Origin of the sequence: Escherichia sp. 10290 (assembly GCF_030295155.1) — a bacterium.
In the GTDB taxonomy this organism is placed as follows: Bacteria; Pseudomonadota; Gammaproteobacteria; order Enterobacterales; family Enterobacteriaceae; genus Escherichia; species Escherichia coli_F.
Map to the genome: position 1 here is coordinate 3,516,391 of NZ_AP025741.1, position 20,612 is coordinate 3,537,002.

Annotated in this window: 21 protein-coding genes; 13 read left to right on the forward strand and 8 right to left on the reverse strand. The window is 52.9% G+C overall.

All coding sequences use genetic code 11. The features are described 5' to 3' along the window. Positions 1-2 precede the first annotated feature (2 nt). From hypB to flhA, 5 genes are all read left to right on the forward strand, one after another. A complete protein-coding gene (gene hypB, locus QUE74_RS17870; protein WP_000337676.1) occupies positions 3-875 on the forward strand; it encodes a hydrogenase nickel incorporation protein HypB in 873 nt (290 codons plus the stop codon). Beyond that, positions 866-1,138 carry a hydrogenase 3 maturation protein HypC gene (hypC, locus tag QUE74_RS17875; RefSeq protein WP_000334881.1) on the forward strand — a complete coding sequence of 91 codons (273 nt, stop codon included), beginning with the start codon at positions 866-868 and terminating at the stop codon, positions 1,136-1,138. Before hypB ends, hypC begins: the two co-directional genes overlap by 10 nt. Then, complete coding sequence (hypD, locus tag QUE74_RS17880; protein ID WP_001212976.1) at positions 1,138-2,259, forward strand: hydrogenase formation protein HypD; 1,122 nt, start codon at positions 1,138-1,140, stop codon at positions 2,257-2,259. The genes hypC and hypD overlap by 1 nt, the downstream gene beginning before the upstream one ends. Continuing rightward, entirely contained in the window at positions 2,256-3,266 is a 1,011-nt protein-coding gene (gene hypE, locus QUE74_RS17885; protein WP_001059968.1) for a hydrogenase maturation carbamoyl dehydratase HypE, read from the forward strand. Before hypD ends, hypE begins: the two co-directional genes overlap by 4 nt. A 73-nt stretch (positions 3,267-3,339) precedes the next feature. Beyond that, positions 3,340-5,418, forward strand: coding sequence for a formate hydrogenlyase transcriptional activator FlhA (gene flhA, locus QUE74_RS17890; RefSeq protein ID WP_286331657.1), 2,079 nt, complete (start codon positions 3,340-3,342; stop codon positions 5,416-5,418). 38 nt (positions 5,419-5,456) lie between these two features. On the opposite strand, the gene QUE74_RS17895 is transcribed toward flhA, so the two are convergent. Both QUE74_RS17895 and QUE74_RS17900 read right to left on the reverse strand, forming a co-directional pair. After that, positions 5,457-5,810: a nitrous oxide-stimulated promoter family protein gene (locus QUE74_RS17895; RefSeq protein WP_000015483.1), complete on the reverse strand. Its 354-nt coding sequence runs from the start codon at positions 5,808-5,810 to the stop codon at positions 5,457-5,459. A 31-nt stretch (positions 5,811-5,841) separates the two neighbouring features. After that, complete coding sequence (locus QUE74_RS17900) at positions 5,842-6,021, reverse strand: hypothetical protein (protein WP_000611939.1); 180 nt, start codon at positions 6,019-6,021, stop codon at positions 5,842-5,844. A 75-nt stretch (positions 6,022-6,096) separates the two neighbouring features. Here QUE74_RS17900 and mutS point away from each other — a divergent pair, with 75 nt between their 5' ends. Both mutS and pphB read left to right on the forward strand, forming a co-directional pair. Continuing rightward, entirely contained in the window at positions 6,097-8,658 is a 2,562-nt protein-coding gene (gene mutS / locus QUE74_RS17905) for a DNA mismatch repair protein MutS (protein WP_001272892.1), read from the forward strand. A 105-nt stretch (positions 8,659-8,763) separates the two neighbouring features. Beyond that, positions 8,764-9,420 carry a protein-serine/threonine phosphatase gene (gene pphB, locus QUE74_RS17910; protein ID WP_001141287.1) on the forward strand — a complete coding sequence of 219 codons (657 nt, stop codon included), beginning with the start codon at positions 8,764-8,766 and terminating at the stop codon, positions 9,418-9,420. 50 nt (positions 9,421-9,470) lie between these two features. Here the strand turns inward: pphB and ygbI are convergent, their stop codons facing one another. Beyond that, complete coding sequence (gene ygbI / locus QUE74_RS17915; RefSeq protein WP_001295181.1) at positions 9,471-10,238, reverse strand: DNA-binding transcriptional repressor YgbI; 768 nt, start codon at positions 10,236-10,238, stop codon at positions 9,471-9,473. Between the two features lie 195 nt (positions 10,239-10,433). Between ygbI and ltnD the strand changes: the two genes are divergently transcribed. From ltnD to QUE74_RS17940, 5 genes are all read left to right on the forward strand, one after another. Then, positions 10,434-11,342 (forward strand): L-threonate dehydrogenase, encoded by a 909-nt coding sequence (gene ltnD / locus QUE74_RS17920; protein WP_000847985.1) that lies wholly within the window; start codon positions 10,434-10,436, stop codon positions 11,340-11,342. Next, positions 11,339-12,601 carry a 3-oxo-tetronate kinase gene (gene otnK, locus QUE74_RS17925; protein ID WP_000590401.1) on the forward strand — a complete coding sequence of 421 codons (1,263 nt, stop codon included), beginning with the start codon at positions 11,339-11,341 and terminating at the stop codon, positions 12,599-12,601. Before ltnD ends, otnK begins: the two co-directional genes overlap by 4 nt. Beyond that, the gene (otnC, locus tag QUE74_RS17930) at positions 12,598-13,236 is read left to right on the forward strand and encodes a 3-oxo-tetronate 4-phosphate decarboxylase (RefSeq protein ID WP_001278992.1); all 639 of its coding nucleotides are present in this window, start codon (positions 12,598-12,600) and stop codon (positions 13,234-13,236) included. Before otnK ends, otnC begins: the two co-directional genes overlap by 4 nt. Before the next feature lie 4 nt (positions 13,237-13,240). Further along, positions 13,241-14,017, forward strand: a complete 777-nt coding sequence (locus QUE74_RS17935; RefSeq protein WP_001136937.1) for an HPr family phosphocarrier protein — start codon at positions 13,241-13,243, stop codon at positions 14,015-14,017. An 88-nt stretch (positions 14,018-14,105) separates the two neighbouring features. Continuing rightward, the gene (locus QUE74_RS17940) at positions 14,106-15,470 is read left to right on the forward strand and encodes a GntP family transporter (protein ID WP_000104457.1); all 1,365 of its coding nucleotides are present in this window, start codon (positions 14,106-14,108) and stop codon (positions 15,468-15,470) included. 38 nt (positions 15,471-15,508) lie between these two features. On the opposite strand, the gene QUE74_RS17945 is transcribed toward QUE74_RS17940, so the two are convergent. From QUE74_RS17945 to QUE74_RS17955, 3 genes are read right to left on the reverse strand one after another with little or no spacing between them, the layout of a single operon-like run. Further along, positions 15,509-15,745, reverse strand: a complete 237-nt coding sequence (locus tag QUE74_RS17945; RefSeq protein ID WP_000562989.1) for a non-oxidative hydroxyarylic acid decarboxylases subunit D — start codon at positions 15,743-15,745, stop codon at positions 15,509-15,511. A gap of 10 nt (positions 15,746-15,755) precedes the next feature. After that, positions 15,756-17,183, reverse strand: a complete 1,428-nt coding sequence (locus tag QUE74_RS17950; protein ID WP_000863230.1) for a non-oxidative hydroxyarylic acid decarboxylases subunit C — start codon at positions 17,181-17,183, stop codon at positions 15,756-15,758. After that, positions 17,183-17,776 carry a non-oxidative hydroxyarylic acid decarboxylases subunit B gene (locus QUE74_RS17955; protein WP_000767723.1) on the reverse strand — a complete coding sequence of 198 codons (594 nt, stop codon included), beginning with the start codon at positions 17,774-17,776 and terminating at the stop codon, positions 17,183-17,185. Before QUE74_RS17955 ends, QUE74_RS17950 begins: the two co-directional genes overlap by 1 nt. A 146-nt stretch (positions 17,777-17,922) precedes the next feature. On the opposite strand from QUE74_RS17955, the gene QUE74_RS17960 reads away from it, so the two are divergent. Further along, on the forward strand, positions 17,923-18,330 hold the full coding sequence (locus tag QUE74_RS17960) for a MarR family winged helix-turn-helix transcriptional regulator (protein WP_001208080.1): 408 nt from the start codon (positions 17,923-17,925) through the stop codon (positions 18,328-18,330). A 120-nt stretch (positions 18,331-18,450) separates the two neighbouring features. On the opposite strand, the gene rpoS is transcribed toward QUE74_RS17960, so the two are convergent. Together rpoS and nlpD are read right to left on the reverse strand one after the other, a co-directional pair. Further along, positions 18,451-19,443 (reverse strand): RNA polymerase sigma factor RpoS, encoded by a 993-nt coding sequence (rpoS, locus tag QUE74_RS17965; RefSeq protein WP_000081550.1) that lies wholly within the window; start codon positions 19,441-19,443, stop codon positions 18,451-18,453. A 62-nt stretch (positions 19,444-19,505) separates the two neighbouring features. Further along, positions 19,506-20,600 (reverse strand): murein hydrolase activator NlpD, encoded by a 1,095-nt coding sequence (nlpD, locus tag QUE74_RS17970; protein WP_306299019.1) that lies wholly within the window; start codon positions 20,598-20,600, stop codon positions 19,506-19,508. Positions 20,601-20,612 lie beyond the last annotated feature (12 nt).

The following is a 20,612-nucleotide window of genomic DNA, read 5'->3' on the forward strand; positions in this document are numbered from 1 at the left end:
CGATGTGTACAACATGCGGTTGCGGTGAAGGCAACCTGTATATCGAGGGTGATGAACATAACCCTCATTCCGCGTTTCGTAGCGCGCCATTTGCCCCGGCGGCACGCCCGAAGATGAAAATCACCGGCATTAAAGCGCCTGAATTTACCCCCAGCCAGACTGAAGAAGGCGACCTGCATTACGGTCATGGCGAAGCGGGTACTCACGCGCCGGGCATGAGCCAGCGTCGGATGCTGGAAGTCGAAATTGACGTGCTGGACAAAAACAACCGTCTGGCTGAACGCAACCGAGCGCGCTTTGCTGCCCGCAATCAGTTGGTACTCAACCTGGTTTCCAGCCCTGGTTCCGGTAAAACCACCCTGCTGACGGAAACCTTGATACGCCTGAAAGACAGCGTTCCGTGCGCAGTTATTGAAGGTGACCAGCAAACCGTGAACGATGCCGCGCGCATTCGCGCTACCGGCACGCCAGCGATTCAGGTGAATACCGGTAAAGGTTGCCATCTTGACGCACAGATGATTGCCGACGCCGCGCCGCGCCTGCCACTGGACGATAACGGTATTCTGTTTATCGAAAACGTTGGCAACCTCGTATGTCCGGCGAGCTTCGATCTCGGTGAAAAACACAAAGTGGCGGTGCTTTCCGTTACCGAAGGTGAAGACAAACCGCTGAAATATCCACATATGTTTGCCGCCGCCTCACTGATGCTGCTCAACAAAGTTGACCTGCTGCCGTATCTCAATTTCGACGTTGAGAAGTGCATCGCCTGCGCCCGCGAAGTCAATCCAGAAATTGAAATCATCCTTATTTCCGCCACCAGCGGCGAAGGGATGGACCAGTGGCTGAACTGGCTGGAGACACAGCGATGTGCATAGGCGTTCCCGGCCAGATCCGCACCATTGACGGCAACCAGGCGAAAGTCGACGTCTGCGGTATTCAGCGCGACGTCGATCTAACGTTAGTCGGCAGCTGCGATGAAAACGGTCAGCCACGCGTGGGCCAGTGGGTACTGGTTCACGTTGGCTTTGCCATGAGCGTAATTAATGAAGCCGAAGCGCGCGACACTCTCGACGCCTTACAAAACATGTTTGACGTTGAGCCGGATGTCGGTGCGCTGTTGTATGGCGAGGAAAAATAATGCGTTTTGTTGATGAATATCGCGCGCCGGAACAGGTGATGCAGTTAATTGAGCATCTGCGCGAACGTGCTTCACATCTCTCTTACACCGCTGAACGCCCTCTGCGGATTATGGAAGTGTGCGGCGGTCATACCCACGCCATTTTTAAATTCGGCCTCGACCAGTTACTGCCGGAAAACGTTGAGTTTATCCACGGTCCGGGTTGCCCGGTATGTGTACTGCCGATGGGAAGAATCGACACCTGCGTGGAGATTGCCAGCCATCCGGAAGTCATCTTCTGTACCTTTGGAGACGCCATGCGCGTGCCGGGGAAACAGGGGTCGCTGTTACAGGCAAAAGCGCGCGGTGCCGATGTTCGCATCGTTTACTCGCCAATGGATGCGTTGAAACTGGCGCAGGAGAATCCAACTCGTAAAGTGGTGTTCTTCGGCTTAGGGTTTGAAACCACCATGCCGACGACGGCCATCACTCTGCAACAGGCGAAAGCCCGCGATGTGCAAAATTTTTACTTTTTCTGCCAGCATATTACGCTGATCCCAACGCTACGCAGTTTGCTGGAACAGCCGGATAACGGTATCGATGCGTTCCTCGCGCCGGGTCACGTCAGTATGGTTATCGGCACCGACGCCTATAATTTTATCGCCAGTGATTTTCATCGTCCTCTGGTGATTGCTGGATTCGAACCGCTTGATCTACTACAAGGCGTGGTCATGCTGGTGGAGCAGAAAATAGCGGCCCACAGCAAGGTAGAAAATCAGTATCGGCGCGTGGTGCCGGATGCCGGTAACCTGCTGGCGCAACAGGCGATTGCGGATGTCTTCTGCGTCAACGGCGACAGCGAATGGCGCGGCTTAGGCGTGATTGAATCTTCTGGTGTACACCTGACGCCAGACTATCAACGATTTGACGCCGAAGCGCATTTCCGCCCGGCACCGCAGCAGGTTTGCGATGACCCGCGCGCACGTTGTGGCGAAGTATTGACGGGCAAATGTAAGCCGCATCAATGCCCGCTGTTTGGTAACACCTGTAATCCTCAAACCGCGTTTGGCGCGCTGATGGTTTCCTCCGAAGGAGCATGCGCCGCGTGGTATCAGTATCGTCAGCAGGAGAGTGAAGCGTGAATAATATCCAACTCGCCCACGGCAGCGGCGGCCAGGCGATGCAGCAATTAATCAACAGCCTGTTTATGGAAGCTTTTGCCAATCCGTGGCTGGCAGAACAGGAAGACCAGGCGCGCCTTGAGCTGGCGCAGCTGGTGGCAGAAGGCGACCGGCTGGCGTTCTCCACCGACAGCTACGTCATCGACCCGCTGTTCTTTCCTGGTGGCAATATTGGCAAGCTGGCGATTTGTGGCACCGCGAATGACGTTGCGGTCAGTGGCGCTATTCCGCGCTATCTCTCTTGTGGCTTTATCCTCGAAGAGGGATTGCCGATGGAGACGCTAAAAGCCGTGGTGACCAGCATGGCAGAAACCGCCCGCGCGGCAGGCATTGCCATCGTTACTGGCGACACTAAAGTGGTGCAACGCGGCGCGGCAGATAAACTGTTTATCAACACCGCTGGCATGGGCGCGATCCCGGCGAATATTCACTGGGGCGCACAGACGCTAACCGCAGGCGATGTTCTGCTGGTGAGTGGAACTCTCGGCGACCACGGAGCAACTATTCTTAATCTGCGCGAGCAACTGGGGCTGGATGGCGAACTGGTCAGCGACTGCGCAGTGCTGACGCCGCTCATCCAGACGCTGCGTGATATTCCCGGTGTGAAGGCACTGCGTGACGCCACCCGTGGTGGAGTGAACGCGGTAGTTCATGAGTTCGCGGCAGCCTGCGGTTGTGGTATTGAAATTTCAGAAGCGGCACTGCCGGTTAAACCTGCCGTGCGCGGCGTTTGCGAACTGCTGGGGCTGGACGCCCTTAACTTTGCCAACGAAGGCAAACTGGTGATCGCCGTTGAACGCAACGCAGCAGAGCAAGTGCTGGCGGCGTTACATTCCCATCCACTGGGGAAAGACGCGGCGCTGATTGGTGAAGTGGTGGAACGTAAAGGTGTTCGTCTTGCCGGTCTGTATGGCGTGAAACGAACCCTCGATTTACCACACGCCGAACCGCTTCCGCGTATATGCTAATAAAATTCTAAATCTCCTATATTTAGTCAATGACCTTTTGCACCGCTTTGCGGTGCTTTCCTGGAAGAACAAAATGTCATATACACCGATGAGTGATCTCGGACAACAAGGGTTGTTCGACATCACTCGGACACTATTGCAGCAGCCCGATCTGGCCTCGCTGTGTGAGGCTCTTTCGCAATTGGTAAAGCGTTCTGCGCTCGCCGACAATGCAGCTATTGTGTTGTGGCAAGCGCATACTCAACGTGCGTCTTATTACGCGTCGCGTGAAAAAGACACCCCCATAAATTATGAAGACGAAACTGTTCTGGCACACGGTCCGGTGCGCAGCATTTTGTCGCGCCCTGATACACTGCATTGCAGTTACGAAGAATTTTGTGAAACCTGGCCGCAGCTGGCCGCTGGTGGGCTATACCCCAAATTTGGTCACTATTGCCTGATGCCACTGGCGGCGGAAGGGCATATTTTTGGTGGCTGTGAATTTATTCGTTATGACGATCGCCCGTGGAGTGAAAAAGAGTTCAATCGCCTGCAAACTTTTACGCAGATCATTTCTGTCGTCACCGAACAAATCCAGAGCCGCGTCGTCAATAATGTCGACTATGAGTTGTTATGCCGGGAACGCGATAACTTCCGCATCCTGGTTGCCATCACCAACACGGTGCTTTCTCGCCTGGATATGGACGAACTGGTCAGCGAAGTCGCCAAAGAAATCCATTACTATTTCGACATTGACGATATCAGCATCGTCTTACGCAGCCACCGTAAAAACAAACTCAACATCTACTCCACTCACTATCTTGATAAACAGCATCCCGCTCACGAACAGAGCGAAGTCGATGAAGCAGGAACCCTCACCGAACGCGTGTTTAAAAGCAAAGAGATGCTGCTGATTAATCTCCACGAGCGAGATAATTTAGCCCCCTACGAACGCATGTTGTTCGACACCTGGGGCAACCAGATTCAAACCTTGTGCCTGTTACCGCTGATGTCTGGCGACACCATGCTGGGCGTGCTGAAACTGGCGCAATGCGAAGAGAAAGTGTTTACCACGACCAATCTGAATTTACTGCGCCAGATTGCCGAACGTGTGGCAATCGCTGTCGATAACGCCCTTGCCTATCAGGAAATTCATCGTCTGAAAGAACGACTGGTTGATGAAAATCTCGCCCTGACCGAGCAGCTCAACAATGTTGATAGTGAATTTGGCGAGATTATTGGTCGCAGTGAAGCCATGTACAGCGTGCTTAAACAAGTTGAAATGGTGGCACAAAGTGACAGTACAGTTCTGATCCTCGGTGAAACTGGCACTGGTAAAGAGCTGATTGCCCGCGCGATCCATAATCTCAGTGGGCGTAATAATCGCCGCATGGTAAAAATGAACTGCGCGGCGATGCCTGCCGGATTGTTGGAAAGCGATCTGTTTGGCCATGAGCGTGGTGCGTTTACCGGAGCCAGCGCCCAGCGTATCGGTCGTTTTGAACTGGCGGATAAAAGCTCCCTGTTCCTCGATGAAGTGGGTGATATGCCGCTGGAGTTACAACCGAAGTTGCTGCGTGTATTACAGGAACAGGAGTTTGAACGTCTCGGCAGTAATAAAATTATACAGACGGACGTGCGTTTAATTGCCGCGACTAACCGCGATCTGAAAAAAATGGTTGCCGACCGCGAGTTCCGTAGCGATCTCTATTACCGTCTGAACGTATTCCCGATCCACCTGCCGCCACTACGCGAGCGTCCGGAAGATATTCCGCTGCTGGCGAAAGCCTTTACTTTTAAAATTGCCCGCCGTCTGGGGCGTAATATCGACAGCATTCCTGCCGAAACATTGCGCGCGTTGAGCAATATGGAGTGGCCAGGTAATGTACGCGAGCTGGAAAACGTCATTGAGCGCGCGGTATTGCTGACACGTGGCAACGTGCTGCAGCTGTCATTGCCTGATATTGCTTTACCGGAACCTAAAACGCCGCCGACTGCAACGGTCGTCGCTCAGGAGGGCGAAGATGAATATCAGCTAATTGTGCGTGTATTAAAAGAGACTAACGGCGTGGTTGCCGGGCCGAAAGGCGCGGCGCAACGTCTGGGACTAAAACGCACCACACTGCTATCACGGATGAAACGACTGGGGATTGATAAATCGGCATTGGTTTAACTGCATGAGGTGCCGGACAGATCTGCCTGTCCGGTATACTATTCACGAGGTTTTTTCGGGCGATATTTTTCTGGCAACTCCGGCACCGGACGCTTGTCATCAATGAGATGGCGTACGGTTAGGATCGGATGACGCCACAGCATTCTCGGCCCGGCCCAACGCATAATCTGTTTCATCTCTTCACGCTTTGCAGGCTGGTAACAGTGCACCGGACACTGCTTACAGGCGGGTTTCTCTTCGCCGAACACACATTTATCCAGCCGTTTTTGCGCGTAGGCAAACAACGCTTCGTAATGCTCCGGCTCCGCTGACGCCTGCGGGCATTTCGCTTGATAAAGATCGATCATTTTTTTAATCGTCAGTTTTTCACGAGAGATACGCTTGCCAGACATGCTGCCTCCATACTCTTAAGATGTATTTATATTACAACTTAATTTGAAAGGGGACTATGGCTCTGAAGAAGAAGGGGTCGCCAACTGATACAATTTTGCGTACTTGCTTCATAAGCATCACGCAAAAGCTGCAAAACAGCATCTTTCCCGGAATCACCATCAAGAACTCGCCGTTCGCTTCTTCCCCTGAAATGATTAACTCCGGTATCATGTGCGCCTTATGTGATTACAACGAAAATAAAAACCATCACACCCCATTTAATATCAGGGAACCGGACATAACCCCATGAGTGCAATAGAAAATTTCGATGCCCATACGCCCATGATGCAGCAGTATCTCAAGCTGAAAGCCCAGCATCCCGAGATCCTGCTGTTCTACCGGATGGGTGACTTTTACGAACTGTTTTATGACGACGCAAAACGTGCGTCACAACTGCTGGATATTTCACTGACCAAACGCGGCGCTTCCGCGGGAGAGCCGATCCCGATGGCGGGGATTCCATACCATGCGGTGGAAAACTACCTCGCCAAACTGGTGAATCAGGGCGAGTCCGTTGCCATCTGCGAACAAATTGGCGATCCGGCGACCAGCAAAGGTCCGGTTGAGCGCAAAGTTGTGCGTATCGTTACGCCGGGCACCATCAGCGATGAAGCGCTGTTGCAGGAGCGTCAGGACAACCTGCTGGCGGCTATCTGGCAGGACAGTAAAGGTTTCGGCTACGCGACGCTGGATATCAGTTCCGGTCGTTTTCGCCTGAGCGAACCGGCTGACCGCGAAACGATGGCGGCAGAACTGCAACGCACTAATCCGGCGGAACTGCTGTATGCAGAAGATTTTGCTGAAATGTCGCTGATTGAAGGTCGTCGCGGCCTGCGTCGTCGTCCGCTGTGGGAGTTTGAAATCGACACCGCGCGCCAGCAGTTGAATCTACAATTTGGCACTCGCGATCTGGTCGGTTTTGGCGTCGAGAACGCGCCGCGCGGACTTTGTGCCGCCGGTTGTCTGTTGCAGTATGCGAAAGATACTCAACGTACGACTCTGCCGCACATTCGTTCTATCACTATGGAACGTGAGCAGGACAGTATCATTATGGATGCCGCGACGCGCCGTAACCTGGAAATTACCCAGAACCTGGCGGGCGGTGCGGAAAACACGCTGGCTTCCGTGCTCGACTGCACTGTAACGCCGATGGGGAGTCGTATGCTGAAGCGCTGGCTGCATATGCCAGTGCGCGATACCCGCGTGTTGCTTGAGCGCCAGCAAACTATTGGCGCATTGCAGGATTTCACCGCTGAGCTGCAGCCGGTACTGCGTCAGGTCGGCGACCTGGAACGTATTCTGGCACGTCTGGCTTTACGGACTGCTCGCCCACGCGATCTGGCCCGTATGCGTCACGCTTTCCAGCAACTGCCAGAACTACGCGCGCAGTTAGAAAGTGTCGATAGTGCACCGGTACAGGCGCTGCGTGAGAAAATGGGCGAGTTTGCAGAGCTGCGCGATCTGCTGGAGCGAGCAATCATCGACACACCGCCGGTGCTGGTACGCGACGGTGGTGTTATCGCATCAGGCTATAACGAAGAGCTGGATGAGTGGCGCGCGCTGGCTGACGGCGCGACAGATTATTTGGAGCGTCTGGAAGTTCGCGAGCGTGAACGTACCGGCCTGGACACGCTGAAAGTCGGCTTTAACGCGGTGCATGGTTATTACATTCAGATTAGCCGTGGACAAAGCCATCTGGCACCCATCAACTATATGCGTCGTCAGACGCTGAAAAACGCCGAACGCTACATTATTCCAGAGCTAAAAGAGTATGAAGACAAAGTACTCACCTCGAAAGGTAAAGCGCTGGCACTGGAAAAACAGCTTTATGAAGAGTTGTTCGACCTGCTGTTGCCGCATCTGGAAGCGTTGCAACAGAGCGCGAGCGCACTGGCAGAACTCGACGTACTGGTAAACCTGGCGGAACGAGCCTATACCCTGAACTACACCTGCCCGACCTTCATTGATAAACCGGGCATTCGCATTACCGAAGGTCGCCATCCGGTGGTTGAACAGGTACTGAATGAGCCGTTTATCGCTAACCCGCTGAACCTGTCGCCGCAGCGTCGCATGTTGATCATCACCGGTCCGAATATGGGCGGTAAAAGTACCTATATGCGCCAGACCGCACTGATTGCGCTGATGGCCTATATCGGCAGCTACGTACCGGCGCAAAAAGTCGAGATTGGACCTATCGATCGTATCTTTACCCGTGTGGGCGCGGCTGACGATCTGGCATCCGGGCGTTCAACCTTTATGGTGGAGATGACCGAAACCGCCAATATTCTGCATAACGCCACGGAGTACAGCCTGGTGTTGATGGATGAGATTGGGCGCGGAACGTCCACTTACGATGGTCTGTCGCTGGCATGGGCGTGCGCTGAAAATCTGGCGAATAAGATTAAAGCGTTGACGTTGTTTGCTACCCACTACTTTGAACTGACTCAACTGCCGGAGAAAATGGAAGGCGTCGCCAACGTGCATCTCGATGCACTGGAGCACGGCGACACCATCGCCTTTATGCACAGTGTGCAGGATGGCGCGGCGAGCAAAAGCTACGGCCTGGCGGTTGCTGCTCTGGCGGGCGTGCCAAAAGAGGTGATTAAGCGCGCACGGCAAAAACTGCGTGAACTGGAAAGCATTTCGCCGAACGCCGCCGCTACGCAAGTGGATGGTACGCAAATGTCTTTGCTGTCAGTACCGGAAGAAACGTCGCCAGCGGTCGAAGCGCTGGAAAATCTTGACCCGGATTCACTTACCCCGCGTCAGGCGCTGGAATGGATTTATCGCTTGAAGAGTCTGGTGTAATAACAATTCCCGATAGTTTTTTGCTATCGGGAATATTAACGACAACTGACAAATCAAATAAAAATACCCTGTATAATAGGAAATCTTATTTTACAGGGTAAAACCATGCCATCTACACGCTATCAAAAAATTAATGCCCATCACTATCGCCATATATGGGCCGTTGGTGATATTCATGGTGACTATCAATTATTACAATCCCGCTTACATCAACTCTCTTTTTGCCCTGAAATCGACTTACTTATTTCTGTCGGCGATAATATTGATCGTGGGCCGGAGAGTCTTAACGTGCTGCGCCTGCTAAACCAGCCCTGGTTTACATCGGTTAAAGGCAACCATGAAGCGATGGCATTGGATGCGTTCGCGACCGGCGATGGCAATATGTGGCTTGCCAGCGGTGGCGACTGGTTCTTTGAGTTAAGTGATACGGAACAAAAAGAAGCAATAGACCTGTTGCTACGTTTTCATAATCTTCCGCATATTGTTGAAATCACTAACGACATAATAAAATATGTCATCGCGCATGCAGATTATCCGGGGAATGAATATCTCTTTGGCAAAGAAATAGCGGAGAGAGAATTGCTCTGGCCTGTTGATCGCGTACTGAAATCGCTCAAAGGCGAGTTACAGGAAATAAACGGCGCCGACTGCTTTATCTTCGGTCATATGATGTTTGATAACATCCAGACGTTCGCAAACCAGATTTATATTGATACCGGATCGCCGAAAAGCGGGCGGCTGTCATTTTATAAAATAAAGTAGTCTCATGCTTCTTCTGTGAAGCATGAGTAACCCGGTGTTATTGCAGGCCATTATTCATTTTTCGCTACCAGCAAAGAGAGATCCTGCTTCGCCAGCGCGCGACTGGCACTCTCCGGCAAACCGTCGTCTGTAATAATCTGATCAAACTCGCTTAATGGTAACGCCAGCCATGTCGCCACCTGACCATATTTCGTCGCATCACAGACCAAAACTCGCTGGCGGCTGGCACTGGCAATCGCCCGTTTCACCGTGACTTTATCTTCCGCTGGCGTAGAAATCCCCCGCACACTCCATGACGATGCAGAAATAAAAGCCTGATCAATCATCAGGCTGCGCAGCATGGTCGCAGCGGCTTCCCCGACACAGGAACGGTTTTCCCGACACACTGCACCGCCAGTGTGAATAATTGTGCAATTACTGTTGTCGAGCAAGTAGTCCGCAATAACGAAATCGTTTGTGACCACAGTCAGTGACTCCATGTGAATCAGATGCTGTGCTATCGCTAGCGTGGTCGTTCCCGCATCCAGATAGATACAACTTCCCGGCTGAACAAGACTTGCCGCCAGCTTGCCAATAGCCGCTTTTTGCGTCATTGCCAGCGCAGTTTTTACCTGATGAGAAGGTTCATGCGCCACGCGTCCCGGAGACTGGACGCCTCCGGACACCAGCACAACGGCTCCCTGCTGCTCCAGTTTTTGTAAATCCCGACGAATGGTCATATGTGACACATTCATTCTGTCCGTTAGTTCAGCAATACTGACAATGCCTTTTTCAGCTACCATCTCAAGGATGATTTGGCGACGCTCTACGGGTATCAACTTTTGCTCCTTCCTTTGTCCTGCTGACATTCTACGCTATTTGCCTGCGAAACGTGCGCGGCGCAACTAACGCTTAGTTCACATAAAATAACACATAATGTTAATTTTTGTGAATCAGCTCACCATATCGTTATCTTCCAGCGCTTATATTCACAATATCAAACAAAATATCACTTAAATTAACAAGGAGAGCAGATGAAAACGGGATCTGAGTTTCATGTCGGTATCGTTGGCTTAGGGTCAATGGGAATGGGAGCAGCACTGTCATGTGTCCGCGCAGGTCTTTCTACCTGGGGCGCAGACCTGAACAGCAATGCCTGCGCTACGTTGAAAGAGGCAGGTGCTTGCGGGGTTTCTGATAACGCCGCGACGTTTGCCGAAAAACTGGACGCTCTGCTGGTGCTGGTGGTCAATGCAGCCCAGGTTAAACAGGTGCTGTTTGGTGAAACAGGCGTTGCACAACATCTGAAACCCGGTACGGCAGTAATGGTTTCTTCCACTATCGCTAGTGCTGATGCGCAAGAAATTGCTACCGCTCTGGCTGGATTCGATCTGGAAATGCTGGATGCGCCAGTTTCTGGTGGTGCAGTAAAAGCCGCTAACGGTGAAATGACTGTCATGGCCTCCGGTAGCGATATTGCCTTTGAACGACTGGCACCCGTGCTGGAAGCCGTTGCCGGAAAAGTTTATCGCATAGGTGCAGAACCGGGACTAGGTTCGACCGTAAAAATTATTCACCAGTTGTTAGCGGGCGTACATATTGCTGCCGGAGCCGAAGCGATGGCACTTGCAGCCCGTGCGGGGATCCCGCTGGATGTGATGTATGACGTCGTGACCAATGCTGCCGGAAATTCCTGGATGTTCGAAAACCGGATGCGTCATGTGGTGGATGGCGATTACACCCCGCATTCAGCCGTCGATATTTTTGTTAAGGATCTTGGTCTGGTTGCCGATACAGCCAAAGCCCTGCACTTCCCGCTGCCATTGGCCTCAACAGCATTGAATATGTTCACCAGCGCCAGTAACGCGGGTTACGGGAAAGAAGACGATAGCGCAGTTATCAAGATTTTCTCTGGCATCACTCTACCGGGAGCGAAATCATGATCAAGATTGGCGTTATCGCCGATGATTTTACCGGCGCGACGGATATCGCCAGTTTTCTGGTGGAAAACGGTCTACCAACGGTACAAATTAACGGTGTTCCAACAGGTAAAATGCCGGAAGCAATCGACGCACTGGTGATCAGCCTGAAAACGCGTTCCTGTCCGGTGGTTGAAGCCACACAGCAATCGCTGGCGGCTCTGAGCTGGTTGCAACAGCAAGGTTGCAAACAGATCTATTTCAAATACTGCTCTACTTTCGACAGTACGGCGAAAGGTAATATCGGCCCGGTTACCGATGCATTAATGGATGCTCTCGACACGCCGTTTACGGTCTTCTCTCCGGCCCTGCCGGTCAACGGACGTACGGTTTATCAGGGGTATTTGTTCGTAATGAATCAACTGCTGGCCGAATCCGGGATGCGCCATCACCCGGTAAATCCCATGACCGACAGCTATCTTCCCCGTCTGGTTGAAGCGCAATCCACAGGGCGCTGCGGCGTCGTTTCGGCACATGTTTTCGAACAAGGTGTGGATGCCGTTCGTCAAGAGCTGGCTCGCTTACAGCAAGAGGGCTACCGCTACGCGGTGCTTGATGCGCTGACCGAACACCATCTGGAAATTCAGGGGGAAGCCTTGCGCGATGCCCCACTGGTAACGGGCGGTTCTGGTCTGGCGATTGGCCTTGCCCGGCAGTGGGCGCAAGAAAACGGTAACCAGGCTCGCAAAGCAGGGCATCCGCTCGCTGGGCGCGGCGTAGTGCTCTCCGGTTCATGCTCTCAAATGACCAACCGCCAGGTAGCACATTACCGTCAAATTGCACCAGCCCGTGAAGTTGATGTGGCACGCTGCCTCTCAACCGAAACTCTGGCCGCTTATGCACACGAGCTGGCAGAGTGGGTTCTGGGCCAGGAAGGTGTACTTGCTCCACTGGTTTTTGCCACCGCCAGCACTGACGCATTGGCAGCAATTCAACAGCAATACGGTGCACAAAAAGCCAGTCAGGCAGTAGAAACACTGTTTTCTCAACTAGCGGCGCGGTTAGCAGCGGAAGGCGTGACACGCTTTATTGTCGCAGGCGGTGAGACCTCCGGCGTAGTCACACAGAGCCTGAGAATAAAAGGGTTTCATATTGGCCCAACCATTTCCCCCGGCGTGCCGTGGGTAAACGCACTGGATAAGCCTGTCTCACTCGCCCTTAAATCTGGCAACTTCGGTGATGAAGCCTTTTTTTCACGAGCCCAAAGAGAGTTTTTATCATGAGCGATTTCGCAAAAGTAGAGCAGTCTTTGCGAGAGGAGATGACGCGGATTGCCAGTTCATTCTTTCAGCGCGGCTATGCAACCGGTTCGGCTGGCAATCTGTCGCTGCTTTTACCTGACGGGAATTTACTGGCGACACCGACAGGTTCATGCCTGGGCAATCTCGATCCGCAGCGGCTTTCCAAAGTCGCCGCGGATGGCGAATGGTTAAGTGGTGACAAACCCTCGAAAGAGGTGCTCTTTCATCTGGCGCTGTATCGCAACAATCCGCGCTGTAAAGCGGTGGTGCATTTGCACAGCACATGGTCGACGGCGCTTTCCTGCCTGCAAGGGCTGGACAGCAGCAACGTTATTCGTCCGTTCACACCATACGTGGTGATGCGGATGGGAAATATCCCGCTGGTGCCTTATTACCGACCGGGCGATAAACGCATCGCACAGGATCTGGCGGAACTGGCAGCAGACAATCAGGCTTTTTTACTGGCAAATCATGGCCCAGTGGTTTGCGGTGAAAGCCTGCAAGAAGCCGCCAACAATATGGAAGAGCTGGAGGAAACGGCAAAGCTGATTTTTATTCTCGGTGACCGCCCGATCCGTTATCTGACCGCAGGTGAAATTGCGGAATTAAGGAGTTAATGCAATGCCTCGTTTTGCAGCTAATTTATCCATGATGTTCACCGAAGTGCCTTTTATTGAACGCTTCGCCGCAGCGCGAAAAGCCGGGTTCGATGCTGTGGAATTTCTGTTTCCCTATAACTACTCCACCCTGCAAATCCAAAAGCAACTGGAGCAAAACCATCTGACACTGGCGCTGTTCAATACCGCTCCCGGAGATATTAATGCGGGGGAATGGGGATTATCCGCCCTTCCCGGACGTGAGCACGAAGCACACGCAGACATCGACCTGGCACTGGAATATGCATTGGCGCTCAATTGTGAACAAGTCCATGTGATGGCAGGCGTCGTGCCCGCTGGCGAAGATGCTGAACGGTACAGGGCAGTATTTATCGATAATCTCCGCTACGCTGCCGACCGCTTTGCGCCACACGGCAAGCGAATATTAGTTGAAGCACTCAGCCCCGGCGTTAAGCCTCATTATCTCTTCTCCAGCCAGTATCAGGCACTGGCTATTGTTGAAGAAGTTGCGCGAGATAACGTGTTTATTCAACTAGATACTTTTCATGCGCAAAAAGTAGATGGCAACCTGACGCATTTAATCCGCGACTACGCCGGGAAATATGCGCACGTACAAATTGCCGGACTACCTGATCGACATGAACCGGACGATGGAGAAATCAACTATCCGTGGCTGTTCCGCCTGTTCGATGAGGTGGGATATCAGGGCTGGATCGGTTGTGAATATAAACCTCGTGGCCTCACCGAAGAAGGGCTTGGCTGGTTTGACGCCTGGCGCTAATTCGTTAAATCCCTAATTACAACGTACCCATACATCCCCCCATCTACGGATGGGGTAGGTTAACTATAACTTTCAGACAGGGTTTCCCATGTCCACAATTACATTGTTATGCATTGCGTTAACTGGCGTAATCATGCTGTTGCTGCTGGTCATCAAGGCAAAGGTACAACCATTCGTTGCTCTGCTCCTCGTCAGCCTGTTAGTCGCACTTGCGGCGGGTATACCGGCGGGCGAAGTGGGTAAAGTGATGATCGCCGGGATGGGCGGTGTGCTTGGTTCCGTCACTATTATTATTGGTCTGGGCGCTATGCTGGGGCGTATGATCGAACACTCTGGTGGTGCAGAGTCACTGGCTAATTATTTCAGTCGCAAGTTAGGTGACAAACGAACTATCGCTGCGCTGACTCTGGCAGCGTTCTTCCTCGGTATTCCCGTCTTCTTTGATGTCGGCTTTATTATTCTTGCGCCAATCATTTACGGTTTTGCCAAGGTTGCCAAAATATCGCCACTCAAATTTGGCCTGCCTGTCGCTGGAATCATGCTAACTGTTCATGTGGCGGTACCGCCGCATCCAGGCCCTGTCGCCGCAGCGGGGTTACTCCACGCAGACATCGGCTGGCTAACCATCATCGGTATTGCGATTTCTATTCCCGTAGGGATTGTTGGCTACTTTGCAGCGAAAATAATCAATAAGCGCCAATATGCGATGTCGGTGGAAGTACTGGAACAGATGCAACTGGCTCCGGCCAGTGAGGAAGGCGCGACAAAATTAAGCGATAAAATAAATCCACCGGGCGTCGCGCTGGTCACCTCGCTAATTGTTATTCCTATCGCGATTATCATGGCGGGTACGGTTTCCGCAACACTGATGCCGCCTTCGCATCCCCTGCTTGGTACGCTACAGCTGATCGGCTCACCAATGGTAGCTCTAATGATTGCGCTGGTGCTGGCATTCTGGTTATTGGCTTTACGTCGCGGCTGGAGCTTACAACACACCAGCGACATTATGGGCTCAGCCCTTCCCACTGCGGCGGTAGTGATTTTGGTTACTGGTGCTGGAGGGGTATTTGGCAAAGTGCTGGTGGAATCGGGCGTCGGCAAAGCCCTTGCCAACATGCTACAAATGATTGACCTGCCTCTGTTACCAGCCGCATTTATTATTTCACTGGCGCTGCGTGCATCGCAGGGGTCAGCAACCGTAGCAATCCTGACAACCGGCGGGTTACTCTCAGAAGCGGTGATGGGATTGAATCCGATTCAGTGCGTATTGGTGACGCTGGCAGCCTGCTTTGGTGGGCTTGGCGCGTCACATATTAATGACTCAGGGTTCTGGATTGTGACCAAATATCTGGGGTTGTCGGTAGCAGACGGTCTGAAAACCTGGACAGTGTTAACGACCATTCTCGGTTTTACCGGATTCTTAATTACCTGGTGCGTATGGGCGGTAATTTGACCTTAATAAAAAGGTCCGATGGGCATCGGACCTTTTATTTAGCGCTTACCTTCCGCCAGCAGCGGCGGGATGCTCGGCACCATCGGCGCGTCATCAATATCTTTCTGCGTCATGCGGAAGGCTTCGGGATAATGTTCGCGGCTGGTGCGGCGTAGCGGTTCAGTATCGCGCCAGGTATAAAGGCAATGCTGGCACTGGTAGACCGTCCAGACATTTTTCACCGGCGATTTCGCCATCACTTCAATCTGTTCATCGGCACAACGTGGACAAATCATCTTGTTCTCCTTATTTACGTGCGGCCAGCATAGCGGTCAGTTTTTCAGCCCAGGCTTTGGTTTCCGGTAAGTCCACCACCGGCTGGCTGTAGTGGCCACGGTTGTCCGGGGCGACAGGCGTGGTGGCGTCGATAATCAGCTTATCGGTGATCCCCGCCGGGCTTGAGCCTGGGTCGAGTTCCAGCACGGACATATTCGGCAGTTGCACCAGATCGCCTGCCGGGTTCACTTTCGACGAGAGCGCCCACATCACCTGCGGCAGGTTGAACGGGTCAACGTCTTCATCGACCATAATCACCATCTTCACATAACCCAGACCGTGCGGCGTGGTCATCGCACGCAGGCCCACTGCGCGGGCAAAGCCGCCATAGCGTTTTTTGGTGGAGATAATCGCCAGCAGGCCGTGGGTGTACATAGCGTTCACCGCCTGCACTTCCGGGAACTCGGCTTTCAGTTGCTGATACAGCGGCACACAGGTGGCTGGCCCCATCAGGTAGTCGATTTCGGTCCACGGCATACCGAGATAGAGCGATTCAAAAATCGGTTTGGTGCGGTAAGAGACTTTATCGATGCGCACCACGGTCATGTTGCGCCCGCCGGAGTAGTGGCCGGTAAATTCACCGAACGGCCCTTCAATCTCGCGTTTACGGCTTTCGATTACCCCTTCGAGGATCACCTCCGAGCCCCACGGCACATCAAAACCGGTCAGCGGGGCGGTGGCGATCGGGTACGGGCTTTCGCGTAGTGCGCCCGCCATTTCGTACTCCGATTGATCATATTTCAGCGGGGTGGCGCCCATCAGGGTGATGATCGGATCGTTACCGAGCGTGATCGCAATCGGCAGATCTTCACCGCGCTCTTCTGCTTTATGCAGATGCAGGGCGATATCGTGCATCGGCACCGGTTGCAGGCCGAGCTTACGCTTACCCTTCACTTCCATGCGATAGATGCCGACGTTCTGCTTGCCGAAGTTATCCGGATCGAGCGGATCGCGGGAAACCACGCACGCTTTGTCGAGATAGAAACCGCCATCGCCATCGTTTAAACGAAACAGCGGCAGGATATTGAACAAATTGATCTCGTCGCCATCGACGGTGTTCTGCGCCCAGGCAGGATTGGCGCGGCGTTCCGGGGCAATGGGAAAGTTATCCCAGCGGCGGATAAACTCATCAATCTGTTTTTTAACCGGTGTGTTCGGTGGCAGCCCGAGGGAAATCGCGTGGTTCTGCCAGGAGCCGATGGTGTTCATCGCCACGCGCGCATCGGTAAAGCCGCGAATATTATCAAACCACAGCGCGGGCGCGCCGTCGCCGATACGCCCGGTGGCGTTGGCAGCGGCAGCCAGATCCGGCTCGGCATTCACCTCTTCGCTGATTTTCAGCAATTGCCCCTGGTCGTCGAGCGCCTGTAAAAAGCTGCGTAAATCATCAAATGCCATTATTCATTCTCCTGAGAAAAATTCCGGGCCTGCGGCAACCCTTGCCAGCGCCTGGCGTGAGGATGTTCGAGGCCAAATTGATCCAGCACGCGGGCTACCACGTGGTGGACAATGTCATCTACCGTTTCGGGATGGTTATAAAAGGCAGGCATCGGCGGCACCATCGCCACGCCCATGCGCGAAAGTGCGAGCATATTTTCGAGATGGATGGTGCTAAGCGGCATTTCACGCGGCACCAGCACCAGTTTGCGGCCTTCTTTGAGCACGACGTCCGCCGCGCGCCCTACGAGACCATCGGCGTAACCAGCGCGGATACCGGCGAGCGTTTTCATACTGCATGGAATAACGATCATGCCGTCGGTACGAAAGGAGCCGGAAGAGATGGTCGCAGCCTGATCCGCCGGGTTATGGCTGAAGTCAGCGAGGGCGGCAACATCGCGAGCGCTGTAAGGCGTTTCCAGTTCAATAGTGGTTTTCGCCCACTTCGACATCACCAGATGAGTCTCGACATTCGGCATCTCCCGCAGCGCTTGCAGTAATGCCACACCAAGAGGCGCACCGGTAGCCCCTGTCATCCCGACGATCAGTTTCATTGCTTACTATCTTAATTGTTCGTATACGAACGTTATTATTAACATACTCCTTCATTTCCACAGCGGCAAGGATTGAAAAGTAACAACATCTTCTTCGTCACTGAAAAACCGCTATGATAGCGACAGAGAATTAGCCCGGAGTTTACATGGCGTTACGAAATAAAGCGTTCCATCAGTTACGACAGCTTTTTCAGCAGCATACGGCCCGCTGGCAGCACGAGTTACCTGACCTGACCAAACCACAGTACGCGGTGATGCGCGCCATTGCTGATAAACCTGGTATCGAACAGGTGGCACTGATGGAAGCAGCCGTCAGCACCAAAGCAACGCTGGCAGAAATGTTGGCAAGAATGGAAAATCGTGGCTTAGTCAGACGTGAACATGACACCGCTGATAAGCGGCGACGCTTTGTCTGGCTGACTGCCGAAGGAGAAAAGGTACTTGCTGCGGCGATACCGATTGGCGACAGTGTGGATGAGGAATTTTTGGGGCGTTTGAGTGGAGAAGAGCAGGAGCTGTTTATGCAGCTGGTGCGCAAGATGATGAGCAAATAGGATGTTGATTGCCGGATGGGACGCTGACGTGTCTTATCCAGGCGACGAAACACACCAACTCCCCATACAAAAGAAAAAGGCCAGCCTCATAAGAGACTGGCCTTTCTGACAGATGCTTACTTATTCGCGGAACAGCGCTTCGATATTCAGCCCCTGCGTTTGCAGGATTTCGCGCAAACGGCGCAGGCCTTCAACCTGAATCTGGCGAACACGTTCACGGGTGAGGCCAATTTCACGACCTACATCTTCCAGTGTTGCCGCTTCGTACCCCAGCAAACCGAATCGACGTGCCAGCACTTCACGCTGTTTGGCGTTCAGTTCGAACAGCCATTTGACGATGCTTTGTTTCATATCGTCATCTTGCGTGGTATCTTCCGGGCCGTTTTCTTTTTCATCGGCCAGGATGTCCAGCAACGCTTTTTCGGAATCTCCACCCAGCGGGGTGTCTACCGAGGTAATGCGCTCGTTAAGACGAAGCATACGGCTGACGTCATCAACTGGCTTATCCAGCTGCTCTGCGATCTCTTCCGCACTTGGTTCGTGGTCCAGCTTATGGGACAACTCACGTGCGGTTCGCAGGTAAACGTTCAGCTCCTTTACGATGTGAATCGGCAAACGAATAGTACGGGTTTGGTTCATAATCGCCCGTTCGATCGTTTGGCGAATCCACCAGGTTGCGTATGTTGAGAAGCGGAAACCACGTTCCGGGTCAAACTTCTCTACCGCGCGGATCAGCCCCAGGTTGCCCTCTTCGATAAGATCCAGCAAAGCCAGACCACGATTGCCATAACGGCGGGCAATTTTTACCACCAGACGCAAGTTACTCTCGATCATCCGGCGGCGGGAGGCAACATCTCCTCGCAGTGCGCGACGCGCAAAATAAACTTCTTCTTCGGCCGTTAACAGTGGTGAATAACCAATCTCACCAAGGTAAAGCTGAGTCGCGTCCAACACACGCTGTGTGGCCCCTTGCGATAACAGTTCCTCTTCGGCCAAATCGTTATCACTGGGTTCCTCTTCTACTAAGGCCTTTTCGTCAAAAACCTCAACTCCGTTCTCATCAAATTCCGCATCTTCATTTAAATCATGAACTTTCAGCGTATTCTGACTCATAAGGTGGCTCCTACCCGTGATCCCTTGACGGAACATTCAAGCAAAAGCCTGGTTCCGCCGATTTATCGCTGCGGCAAATAGCGCAGCGGGTTTACGGATTTCCCCTTGTAACGAATTTCAAAATGCAAGCGTGTTGAACTGGTTCCGGTGCTACCCATAGTCGCTATTTTTTGCCCCGCCTTCACTTCTTGTTGTTCCCGGACCAGCATTGTGTCGTTATGGGCGTAGGCACTCAGGTAATCATCATTATGTTTGATGATAATCAGATTACCGTAGCCGCGCAGCGCGTTACCGGCATAAACAACGCGGCCATCTGCGGTCGCGATAATTGCCTGTCCTTTGCTGCCTGCGATATCAATCCCCTTGTTGCCCCCCTCAGAAGCACCAAAGGTTTCGATCACTTTGCCCTCAGTCGGCCAGCGCCAGGTGGAGATAGGCGCACTGGTTGATGTACTGCTGACAGTCGGCTCGGTTGTGCTTGCTGTTGGTACCGTTACAGGCGCTGTGACCGTGGTCCCAGTTGGCTTGTTGTTCGGCAACATTTTGTTAGCACTCTGTTCACCCGAAGACTCAGAATACGTAATTGTCGGTTGCGACGCAACAGCAACGGTGGAATTTTGTGCAGGCTTGATCACAACTCCTTGCTCTGCTGCATCGGCCTGGGTAATGGCATTTCCACCAGTGATTGGCGTACCGGAAGCATTACCCACCTGTAAGGTCTGACCTACATTCAGCGCGTATGGTGCCTGAATATTGTTGCGCTGAGCAAGGTCACGGAAATCATTGCCAGTAATCCAGGCGATATAGAAAAGTGTGTCGCCTTTTTTCACGGTGTATGTACTGCCGCTATAACTGCCTTTCGGAATGTTCCCATACTGACGGTTGTAGACGATGCGTCCGTTTTCCATCTGTACCGGCGGCTGAGCAACTGGCTGCACCGGCTGGATTTGCGGTTGTTGTGCAGATTGAATTTGTGGCTGCTGTACCGGCTGAATTTGCGGTTGCTGCGTTGTAGACGTCGTCCCCATTTTCGGCGGCGGCGTAATCAACATACCAGAATTGGTGTTTGCAGACGCATTGCCATTAACGGAGCTGACCGGTGCCGGTGGATTTGAAGTGTCAGAACAGCCTGCCAGCCATAGCGAAACCAGTGACAAAGCCGCAATGCG

Coding starts and splice junctions, on each gene's coding strand:
- hypB (WP_000337676.1), top strand. CDS start 3: ATGTGTACAACATGCGGTTGCGGTGAAGGCAACCTGTATATCGAGGGT.
- hypC (WP_000334881.1), top strand. CDS start 866: ATGTGCATAGGCGTTCCCGGCCAGATCCGCACCATTGACGGCAACCAG.
- hypD (WP_001212976.1), top strand. CDS start 1,138: ATGCGTTTTGTTGATGAATATCGCGCGCCGGAACAGGTGATGCAGTTA.
- flhA (WP_286331657.1), top strand. CDS start 3,340: ATGTCATATACACCGATGAGTGATCTCGGACAACAAGGGTTGTTCGAC.
- QUE74_RS17895 (WP_000015483.1), bottom strand. CDS start 5,810: ATGTCTGGCAAGCGTATCTCTCGTGAAAAACTGACGATTAAAAAAATG.
- QUE74_RS17900 (WP_000611939.1), bottom strand. CDS start 6,021: ATGATACCGGAGTTAATCATTTCAGGGGAAGAAGCGAACGGCGAGTTC.
- mutS (WP_001272892.1), top strand. CDS start 6,097: ATGAGTGCAATAGAAAATTTCGATGCCCATACGCCCATGATGCAGCAG.
- pphB (WP_001141287.1), top strand. CDS start 8,764: ATGCCATCTACACGCTATCAAAAAATTAATGCCCATCACTATCGCCAT.
- ltnD (WP_000847985.1), top strand. CDS start 10,434: ATGAAAACGGGATCTGAGTTTCATGTCGGTATCGTTGGCTTAGGGTCA.
- otnK (WP_000590401.1), top strand. CDS start 11,339: ATGATCAAGATTGGCGTTATCGCCGATGATTTTACCGGCGCGACGGAT.
- otnC (WP_001278992.1), top strand. CDS start 12,598: ATGAGCGATTTCGCAAAAGTAGAGCAGTCTTTGCGAGAGGAGATGACG.
- QUE74_RS17935 (WP_001136937.1), top strand. CDS start 13,241: ATGCCTCGTTTTGCAGCTAATTTATCCATGATGTTCACCGAAGTGCCT.
- QUE74_RS17940 (WP_000104457.1), top strand. CDS start 14,106: ATGTCCACAATTACATTGTTATGCATTGCGTTAACTGGCGTAATCATG.
- QUE74_RS17945 (WP_000562989.1), bottom strand. CDS start 15,745: ATGATTTGTCCACGTTGTGCCGATGAACAGATTGAAGTGATGGCGAAA.
- QUE74_RS17950 (WP_000863230.1), bottom strand. CDS start 17,183: ATGGCATTTGATGATTTACGCAGCTTTTTACAGGCGCTCGACGACCAG.
- QUE74_RS17955 (WP_000767723.1), bottom strand. CDS start 17,776: ATGAAACTGATCGTCGGGATGACAGGGGCTACCGGTGCGCCTCTTGGT.
- QUE74_RS17960 (WP_001208080.1), top strand. CDS start 17,923: ATGGCGTTACGAAATAAAGCGTTCCATCAGTTACGACAGCTTTTTCAG.
- rpoS (WP_000081550.1), bottom strand. CDS start 19,443: ATGAGTCAGAATACGCTGAAAGTTCATGATTTAAATGAAGATGCGGAA.